Source organism: Neoroseomonas rubea, from assembly GCF_016106015.1.
GTDB classification, from domain to species: domain Bacteria; phylum Pseudomonadota; class Alphaproteobacteria; order Acetobacterales; family Acetobacteraceae; genus Neoroseomonas; species Neoroseomonas rubea.
In genome coordinates, this window is record NZ_JACADQ010000667.1 from 1 (window position 1) to 913 (window position 913).

Genomic DNA, 913 nt, shown 5'->3' on the forward strand with positions numbered 1-913 from the left:
CGGCCGGAATTCAGGCCGCGCGGAGCCCCGCGACAGTCGTGGCGAGCGCCTGGCGCAGAGCGCCGGCGTCACCGCGCAGCGCCTCGGCCATGCGTTCCAGCTCCCCAACGGCCGCCGCGGTGCCGCCCATGCGGTCCGCCGCGCGCACCACGGCGCCGGAGGCGGCCTCCGTCCCCCTCGCGACGCCGGCGGTCGCGCTCGCGATCTCCCGCGTCGCGGCACCCTGTTCCTCCACCGCCGCGGCGATAGTGGAAGCAACCTGGTTCACCTCGGCGACCACCTCCGCGATGTCGCGGATCGCCTCCACCGCGCCGCCGGTCGCGGCCTGGATGGCGCTGACCTGCTGGCCGATCTCCTCGGTCGCCTTCGCCGTCTGGCTGGCGAGCGCCTTCACCTCGCTCGCCACCACCGCGAAGCCCTTGCCCGCTTCCCCAGCGCGCGCGGCCTCGATCGTGGCGTTCAGGGCGAGCAGGTTGGTCTGGCCCGCGATCTCCCCGATCAGCCGCACCACGTCGCCGATCCGCGCCGCACCCTCCGAAAGCCCGCGCACGATGTCCCCGGTCGAATCCGCGCGGTCGGCGGCGTTGCGCGCCACGGCGGAGGCCTGCGCGACCTGGCGGGTGATCTCGGCGACGGCGGTCGACAGCTCCTCGGCCGCGGCGGCGACCGTCTGCACGCCGGCCGAGGCTTCCGCCACAGCCGCGCGGGCGGCCTCGGCTTCCGACGCGCCTTCGCCGGCGGAGGCGGCGATGCGGCGGGCGGCGGAATCGAGATTGCCAGAAGCATCCTGCACGCCGCCCGCGATGCGGCCGATGCTGCCCTCGACCTCGGCGGCGATGCCGTGGCGGGCGGTGCGCGCCGCAGCTGCGGCCTCGGCTTCCAGGGCGATGCGGCGCGCGGCCTGCGCGGCCTC

1 protein-coding gene is annotated in these 913 nt (G+C 76.6%); it reads right to left on the bottom strand.

Features of this window, described 5'->3' with window-relative positions:
* Positions 1-10: 10 nt before the first annotated feature.
* Positions 11-913 (bottom strand): methyl-accepting chemotaxis protein (locus HW577_RS25695; protein ID WP_232475250.1); only part of this gene is annotated, 903 nt, incomplete at its 5' end.